Genomic DNA, 8,213 nt, shown 5'->3' with positions numbered 1-8,213 from the left:
AAAGAACGCTGGGGGATATGAACAAAGAGTTGTTCTTGAAAGACATAGGCTTCGTGCCTCATGAAGGGGGCCAGAAAGAGGCCTTTATGTCGGACGCCAGGTTCAAGATCCTTTGCAACGGAAGGCGCTGGGGGAAGTCTTTGTACGCGGCTGTAGAGGCGATCAACTACCTGTTCAGGGAGAACAAGAGAATTTGGGTAGTGGGTCCGACTTACGACCTCTCGAGGAAGGTCTTCAGAGAGATCTATCGCTATGTGAGACCTAGAAGAAAGATCTGGCACCCGGACGGACACTGCAGCGATTCGAAATCAGAGATGCGGATTCTCACGAATTGGGGGACGGAGATACTCGGGAAATCCGCGGACAATCCAGACTCTCTAATCGGTGAAGGATTGGATCTGCTCATAATCGACGAGGCGGCCAGGATAAAGGAAGTCATCTGGGACGAAAACCTGAGGCCCACGCTTACAGACAGACAGGGCAAGGCGATAATCATCTCGACTCCCAAAGGGCGTAACTGGTTTTACCATCTCTGGACCAGGGGAAAGGACCCGCAATTTCCTCTATACCGGTCATGGCGGCACCCTACATCCGATAACCCTCATATAGCACCCGAGGAGATCGAAGAAGCTAGAATGACGCTCCCTGACAGGGCATTCAGACAGGAATATCTCGCGGAGTTTCTGGAGGATACCGGCGGCGTCTTCAGGAACGTGAGAAGGCTTATTCGTAAAACACTCAGAGAACCTTTGAAGGGCGAAAGTTTCCATATAGGCGTCGACCTCGCCAAGTACATGGACTTCACTGTGATTACCGTCCTGGACAGAAAAGGAGATCTCGTTTACTTCGACAGGTTCAACAAGATCGACTGGAATCTCCAGAAGGAAAGGATAAGGTTTATCAGCAAGAAGTATCCCGGAAAGATTGTTCTTGACAGCACGGGTGTCGGCGATCCGATCTACGATGAGTTGCGGAAAGACGGGCTGAATATCGAGGGCTATAGGTTCACTTCCTCTTCCAAGGAGCAGTTGATCAACAATCTATCCATGGTTATAGAACAAGAGCTTGTGCATCTGGACGACATACCCGAGCTAATAAATGAACTCGAGATCTTCGAGTACCAGATAACGCCTTCGAGAAATCTCAAGATGAGCGCTCCCGAAGGATACCACGACGACTGCGTGATCTCTCTGGCTTTGGCTGCCTGGAGCTATCATGCCGGCAACAGTCTGCCGGCTTTCTATTCGCGTTCAGACAAGTATTGAGGTGATTTCCATGGGAATACTGGATATATTCGCCAGAAAACCGGTGAAACGCCCTTCTGCCGGCCAGATGGGTGTAAGCGAAGAATCGAGTTCTTCGGAGACGGTTCTGGACAGCTCGGTGATAAAAGAGATGAAGAAAGACGAAACAGTGGCGGCCGGGCTCAGATTCATCTCCTCTTCAGTGGCTTCTAAGATTGGGGAGTATTCGAATCCGGACCAGGACGTCTTCGAGTTCGTAAAGGCGGTTCTGGATAACCTCGAGAATTCGATCTTCACCGTGCTAAAGAAGATGCTCGCGGACAGTTTGGCCTACGGTTGGTCCGCCGCAGAAATCGTCTGGCAGAGCACCAACGGAAGGCTCTGGATAGAAAAAATAGTTCCATACGAGCCCTCGGCCATGAAATTCGATCCGGAAGAAGAACCGCAGTTCATAAAGCTGACGACTTCAAAGGGGGAGTTCAAGATCCCCCTCTCCAAGATGTTTGTCATAAAAAACGGGGAGGGACTATATGGAGAGTCCATACTGAAAAGCTGCTATCGCGCCTGGGACTTTAAGAGGAAGCTCTTCAAGATCTGGGCTATCGGACTGGACAAGTACGCTCTTCCCATCGTACACGGAAAGACCACAAATATAAACATGCAGGACGATCGCGGCAACGCCACCACCTCTGTTGCCATGCTCAACAACCTATTGAAGAGCTTCCATTCGAAGACAGCGATAGCCACCGATAAAGAGACCGAGATAGTTCTTCTCCAGGCAAACGCGAAAGACCTATCGGAGCAGTTCAGACAGGCCATCGAGTACGCCAATATACTTATCTACCGTAACCTCGGACTACCCCAGCTCCTCCTCAACAACGAACACGGCGGCGCTTATGCCCTGGGCAAGGTCCACATAGACATGGTCCACTCTTCTTCACAGGCGCAGGCGGAGAACCTGGTCGATGCTTTTCTCGACCAGGTGGTGGCAAAACTGATCGATTACAACTTCCCGAACCCGGACGACTATGGAGAATTCGCCATCATCCATGAGCAATCGCTAGATGACAAGAAACTTCAGGCCGAATACCTCGAAATTCTTAGCAGGGCCGGGTTGCTGGACAACCTCTCGGATGCAGACAGAAGATGGGCCAGAACCGCGTTGGGAATGCCGCCCGAAGAAGAGTAATCATGAACGCCGCGACATTTCTCAAGATCCACAGAAAAGCCGAAAACAAGATCTTGAGAGCGTTCACCATCCCGTCGGGAAGGGAAGCATACGAAGGAAAGAGGCTCTCTATTGACTACACCGCGATCATGAACTCCCTGGAAGCTGTTTTCCTTCTTTCAAAGGCGTTGTCCATATACGACCTCAAGCGGAGAGAGCGGAAGAGAAGGACCAGGCAGTACAACGAAAAAGACCTTCTCGGAGAGATCTTGAAAGCAATAGACTTCAGGGAATACGAGAACATAGCGAAGCGGACAGTGAGGGAAATTAGAGAGGATCCAGACTCTTATCTTAAGCCTTCTCCTTTTGTCGACGAGTTTCTGAAGGAATACACCTTCACACTCACGGAACCGTTTGAAAAACACTCTAGAGATATCGAGGAGACGTTGAGGAGAGGGATGTTACAGGGCAAAGCGTATCTCGACATAGCGGAGGACCTAGAGAAGGTAATGGGCGGCTACTTGAACAGGGCCGATGTGATCGCAACTACCGAGAGCACCAGGGCCTTCTCCCTAGGCATTCTGGATGCCGGAATAGAATCGCCTGTCGTTGACGGATTCCAGCTTATTGCTGTGATGGACAACCACACTACAGAGATCTGCTCTCAGAGAGACCGTATGGTGATCCCGAAAGACGATCCGGAACTCCTGGCCGAAAACACTCCGCCGCTCCATCCACGCTGCAGGAGTATGCTCGTTCCTCATACGATATACGATTCTAAAGGCAAGACGCTCTCGAGAGAGGAAATGGAAAGAATACACAGCCAGCACCCAGAAGCGGTACCCGTAAACAGGCGGGTAGACAGAGACGTGGTAAAAGCCCTAATTAGCAGTAGAAAGACGACCCCTACCTTCCTGGTCACGGAAGACATCAAGAGAATACTTGAAAACGTGAAGAAGCTTACTCCTGAAGAATATGCAAAACAGGTATTAGGGGTAGAATGTGATTACCGGGGTATAGCTGAAGAGCTGGCTGAGGAGATAAACACTACGCTCAAAGAGCTGAAAGAGAAGTATCCCAAGGTATGGGAGCAATTCGACGGGATCACGTCCACTAGAAATTCCAGGGAAGCCTGGACGAGGTTCTTTGAGAAAAGATACCCAAATGCTTCTCCCGAGCAAATAGAGGACGTTGTGACCAGGCAGATGAGAAAGATACCACCCAATGTCCTGGCTTACACCGCGCAGGGGTTTGACAAGATAGTAGTCAAGAACACTTTCTGGCAGAAAGCTGATAGACTCCGGGAGATCATCGAGGGTGATTACAAAAAGGGGTGGTCGGTGGCCCATGACGCGGGAGGTATTATCTGCCACGAATTCGGCCACAGGATCGACTACTACCTCAGAGAGACCGGAAAAAGGGCAGAGTTCACTTCATGGATCTCGAAAATGAGAAAAGAGAGGGGAATTACTCTCAACGACATCTCGGGATATGCCAGAAGCGGCGGCATTGTGGAAGCTTTCGCAGAGCTCTTTGCGGGTTATACTACCGGGAGAAAGGAAGAGGTCTTCGTGCTGTTCGGCGAATGGTTGAAGGGGGTGTTATAGTGCAGTTTGAAAAACCCGATTGGTGGGACGAGTGGGTAGAGATAGACGAAGAGAAGCTCCTAAAGGGAGAAGACGGTTGGTCTCTCAGAGAAGGGGCGCCCACTGTCGTTAGAAGAGAATTCGAGAAGATCATAGCGATGTTAAAGATCACGAGAGGAGACTAGGCGAAAGACAACTATTGCGAGGAGGCTTCGGCCTCCTTTTTTATTGGAGGTCGATTATGTATGTGATCACAGAAGGCGATCCTGAAGACTGTTACTTCAGAATAATCGAAAAGGACGACCTGCGAGACAGCGATACAATGATCTTTCCGTTTGGATTTCCCACGGTAAAGGGAGCCTTCGACTGGCTGCAAAGGAACTATTTGATTTGCTGAGGTGATTGATCGTGATAGACAAATATCTTGCAGAAATCGCAAAAACAGGCGGGTTCTGGTACCGGCTCCTACCGTATATAGAGTTTCAGGACCCCAGATACGGGAAGGTCTCTCTGACAAAAGAGCTCGCTCAGAAAATCGAGGAGAACTTCAAGAACGGGATCCCCTCGTATGAACTCTCGCTGGACATCGATCACGGGAAAGATCCGAACCATCCCGGCGCCTACGGAAAGATCACCAAGGTCGAGGCCAGAGACGACGGACTGTGGGTCTACTCCGAACCGGATCAAGAAGGCGTGGAACTCATCAAGAGAAAGAAGTTCAAATACATGAGCGCCACATACGCCGAGAAATACATGGACAAGAAAACGGGCAAAGACGCAGGGCCGGTCCTCAGAGGAGCGGCGCTGACCAACATGCCGGCCGTGCCGGATATGGAGCAAATAGTCTACTTTTCGGAATTCGAGAAAGAGGAGGAAATAGGAATGGAATTCAAAGATCTCTTTGAGAAAGCTCAAAAGGAACTTTCAGATCTTAGGGCGGAGAAGGACAAGAAAGAAAAGGAACTCTCCGAGACTCTCGCATCAGTGAACAAGGAGCTCTCCGAAGCCAGGACGAAACTCGAGGCTCTTGAGAAAGCGAATAAAGAAGCCGAGGAGAAACTCTTCTCTGAGAAAGTCAACAACTGGGCGAAGGGCTGGACCGACAAAGGGGTTAAGCCGGCCGTCCTCGATAAGATTAAGCCGCGGGTCAAGAAAGAAGAAGACATGAAGCTCTTCGACGACATCCTGGAGCCAACCGAGAAAGTGAAACTCGGTCAGTCGGGAAGGGGCGAGAGCGCTGGCGAGAATGAAACATACGTGAAGCTGGCGGGAGACATTGCCGGCAGAGTAAATCCAAAATGAGGAGTGAAGAACGATGCCAGTAGGAGTAAGTTACCAGGACAGCAATTTCAAAAAGGTAATATCCCTTGAACACCCGGATATCCGGAGGGGCCTCATAATGATCGGCGGGGTCGGGAAATCTACAACCGAGGCCGGCACCGTTTTCGGGAAAATCACCTCCGGAGAAGACGCGGGAAAGGTCAGACCGCTTGGATTAACCTACATCACCCAGGCAGAAGAGGAAGCCGCGAGCACCTTCAAAGTCGCCGACGCTTCTGTGTTGAAAGTGGGAGACTCCATAAAGATTGCCGACGGATCGGCGGTCACCGTAACCGCGGTCGACAAAGTAAACAACACCTTCTCGGTAGATACGGAAGATGCACAGACCGCCGATTTGAACGATGCGGTCACCCTGCAGGACGGATCGGACGCGGCATTCGGGGTTTCAGTAGAACCTCTCGAAGCGAGCGACACCGACCAGCCTGTCCCTCTCATCATCCACGGGGTCGTATACGAGAAGGCGATAACCAATGCCCTTCTCGCTACGCAACTCACCGCAGTCAAGGAGGACCTCTTCAATAGACTGTGGTTCATCGAATCTTACTGATCATAAGGAGTGAAGAAAATGCCTACCGTAGCAGACGTCTTTCATTACCGGACGTTGACTGAAGCTATAAAGCAGATCAAACCGTCTCCAAGGATGCTCATAGATCTGCTCTTGAAGAGTCCCAGGTCTAACCCGGCAAAGTATTTCGCAACGAAATCCATCGAGTTCGATATCAAGAGGACCGGTCCCATTCTCCCGAGGTTTGTTAAAAGGAGAAGTCCGGCCCCGGCAAGAGACCTCAAGAACTACACCCACGTCAATCTAGAACCGCCGACGATAAAGTTTTACGACGATATCACCTACGACGAGATCTGGACTATGAGAGACGCGGGAGAACCACTGACGCAGGTCCAGATGGATCATCTGAACAACTGGATCGCCGATACACAGAGGGACCAGAAGGAGTCCATAACCGCCGCCTGGGAATGGATGCTCGCGCAGATCCTTCTCACAGGTAAGGTTAGCTACTCCGGGAACGATGAGAAATTCGACTTCGACTTCCGGATGGATAGCACCTACATGAGCGAGTCGACAGATTGGTCCGATCCTACCTCCAAAGCACCTCTCACGGACCTCAGGGAGTACAGGATAGCGCTCTCCAAGGAGACTGGAGTCATGCCCACTCTGGCTTTCGTAACTCCGAGCGTCGCGAAAGTGCTGATCGAGAACACCGCTCTCGAGAAGCTCATGGACAACAGGAGAATCGAGATAGGGAACATGAAATACGACTTCCCATTCATAGGAAATCTCCAGGGACTCAATATTTACGAGTTCAACGAGACGATCGTGAACGAGGCCGGCGACGAAGTCACTCTCCAGGGCGACGACGATCTTTGCATCGTTACCACGCCGGAAATGTTCAAGCCCTTCTACGCCGCTTCTTTCAATGAACAGGGGCCGGTGCTCGGAGAAGTCTACTCTTACTCGGAGGATATAAAGAACCCTGGCGGAAAGAGAGTCTACGCGGAGAGTCACGGTCTCCCGATAATCCTTCATTCAAAGGGGATTATAAAGTCGACGATCACAGTCGAATGAGGGCTGATGCCCTATGATTGATATCGATGAATTCGTCTTGGCCTTTCCCGAGAGTATCAGGGGAAAGATCGTCGATGATGTCTTGGAAGCGGTCGAGGGTTTCCTCTCTGAAGGGGAGACCCTGGCTTCTTCAGTAGAGACATCTACAAAGATCAGAGAGAAACTCGCAATTCTCTACGCCAAGTCTCAGACCTACGAAAAACTCTCAATGCTGGAACTGGCTCAAAACACTTTCGCGCAGTACTCACAACTCGTAGCTCAGGTACAGGCCGAACGGAGGTTGAATACTCAGGTCCCTCAAGTCCAACCAGGTCCGGCTTTTGCTATGGAGTCAAACGAGCAAGTGTTCACAAGCGAAGAGTTGGAAAAGTGGTGATCGAATGCAGATAGAAGTCAGGACAGAAAAACTCGACACGCTCTTGAATCAATATCAGAAAAAGCTTGGTGACCTGACACCAGTGATGAGGGACAGCGCCAACGTGATGCTCTCATCCGTTCATAAAAACTTCGACGAAGGCGGCAGACCTGATAAGTGGCCGGATCTTGCTGAAAGCACTAAGAGACGCAAGATCAAGTACAAGGGAACGGCTTATCCGATGCTCGTGTTCTCAGTGAATGTCCCTTCATCTAGGGGCGGGAGAGGCTACCGGACCAAGAAGCTGAGACAGAGCATACACCCCCAGTGGGGAAAGGACTACGCGAAAGTAGCGACAAACGTTGACTACGCAGTCTATCACCAGGAGGGCTACGGTGTACCAAAGAGGGCTTTTATGGTCTGGCAAACGCAGGATATCAGGAATATCGAAGATCTCTTCGGGAGGTATCTAAAATGACTGAAGAGCAGCTTATTCACGTTAGAGAGACGATCATAGAATCGCTGGAGCATTTTCTCATAGACAACGGCTTGAAAGAGGTGCTACAGGTCCCGCACATTGAGTACATCAGGCATTCGCCGAAGCTCGATGTATGGGACCGCTTTCCCGCGGTTGTAATATCTCCTTCGAGTTCTCAGCCTCTGGAAGCTATCGGTGTGAGAGACCTCCGAGATTTCCTTGTCGAAGTCACCGCGCTCTTCAAATCCGAGTGGTTCGACTGGGAGATTCAAAGGCAGCAGCTGAGGTTCTCGGGCTTCATGCACGCGAAATGCGCTTCTATGAGGTTCCCGGTGATCGATGGCCAGGCTACAAGATATTACCTCTGCACTTTCGAAGACGAGAGTTACCTAGATTATTCTGAACTCCCCGATTTCCAAGTCAAGGCAGTCGGGGTCAGATTGAGGTTCAGAATTCAGT

The 8,213-nt window shown here is 50.6% G+C and carries 11 protein-coding genes; all 11 read left to right on the top strand.

What is annotated here, in order from left to right; translation table 11 throughout:
* Positions 1-1,265 (top strand): terminase large subunit domain-containing protein (locus tag PKX57_RS10285; protein ID WP_472417157.1); only part of this gene is annotated, 1,265 nt, incomplete at its 5' end.
* 10 nt (positions 1,266-1,275) lie between these two features.
* Positions 1,276-2,433, top strand: coding sequence for a phage portal protein family protein (locus PKX57_RS10280; protein WP_472417155.1), 1,158 nt, complete (start codon positions 1,276-1,278; stop codon positions 2,431-2,433).
* 2 nt (positions 2,434-2,435) lie between these two features.
* Positions 2,436-4,019, top strand: coding sequence for a minor capsid protein (locus PKX57_RS10275; RefSeq protein ID WP_472417153.1), 1,584 nt, complete (start codon positions 2,436-2,438; stop codon positions 4,017-4,019).
* Positions 4,019-4,183 (top strand): hypothetical protein, encoded by a 165-nt coding sequence (locus tag PKX57_RS10270; protein ID WP_472417054.1) that lies wholly within the window; start codon positions 4,019-4,021, stop codon positions 4,181-4,183. The genes PKX57_RS10275 and PKX57_RS10270 overlap by 1 nt, the downstream gene beginning before the upstream one ends.
* A 56-nt stretch (positions 4,184-4,239) precedes the next feature.
* Positions 4,240-4,395, top strand: coding sequence for a hypothetical protein (locus tag PKX57_RS10265; protein WP_472417056.1), 156 nt, complete (start codon positions 4,240-4,242; stop codon positions 4,393-4,395).
* 11 nt (positions 4,396-4,406) lie between these two features.
* Positions 4,407-5,300, top strand: a complete 894-nt coding sequence (locus PKX57_RS10260) for a phage protease (RefSeq protein WP_472417151.1) — start codon at positions 4,407-4,409, stop codon at positions 5,298-5,300.
* Between the two features lie 13 nt (positions 5,301-5,313).
* A complete protein-coding gene (locus tag PKX57_RS10255; protein WP_472417149.1) occupies positions 5,314-5,886 on the top strand; it encodes a hypothetical protein in 573 nt (190 codons plus the stop codon).
* A gap of 18 nt (positions 5,887-5,904) precedes the next feature.
* Positions 5,905-6,921, top strand: coding sequence for a major capsid protein (locus tag PKX57_RS10250; protein WP_213920918.1), 1,017 nt, complete (start codon positions 5,905-5,907; stop codon positions 6,919-6,921).
* Positions 6,922-6,934: 13 nt separating this feature from the next.
* Positions 6,935-7,297, top strand: coding sequence for a hypothetical protein (locus PKX57_RS10245; RefSeq protein WP_472417147.1), 363 nt, complete (start codon positions 6,935-6,937; stop codon positions 7,295-7,297).
* A gap of 4 nt (positions 7,298-7,301) precedes the next feature.
* A complete protein-coding gene (locus PKX57_RS10240) occupies positions 7,302-7,754 on the top strand; it encodes a phage virion morphogenesis family protein (RefSeq protein WP_472417145.1) in 453 nt (150 codons plus the stop codon).
* A partial coding sequence (locus tag PKX57_RS10235) for a hypothetical protein (RefSeq protein ID WP_213920020.1) occupies positions 7,751-8,213 on the top strand: 463 nt, incomplete at its 3' end. The genes PKX57_RS10240 and PKX57_RS10235, both read left to right, overlap by 4 nt.

Source organism: Mesotoga sp., from assembly GCF_035363035.1.
Lineage (GTDB): Bacteria > Thermotogota > Thermotogae > Petrotogales > Kosmotogaceae > Mesotoga.
This window is presented reverse-complemented; position numbering and strand designations above follow the sequence as displayed.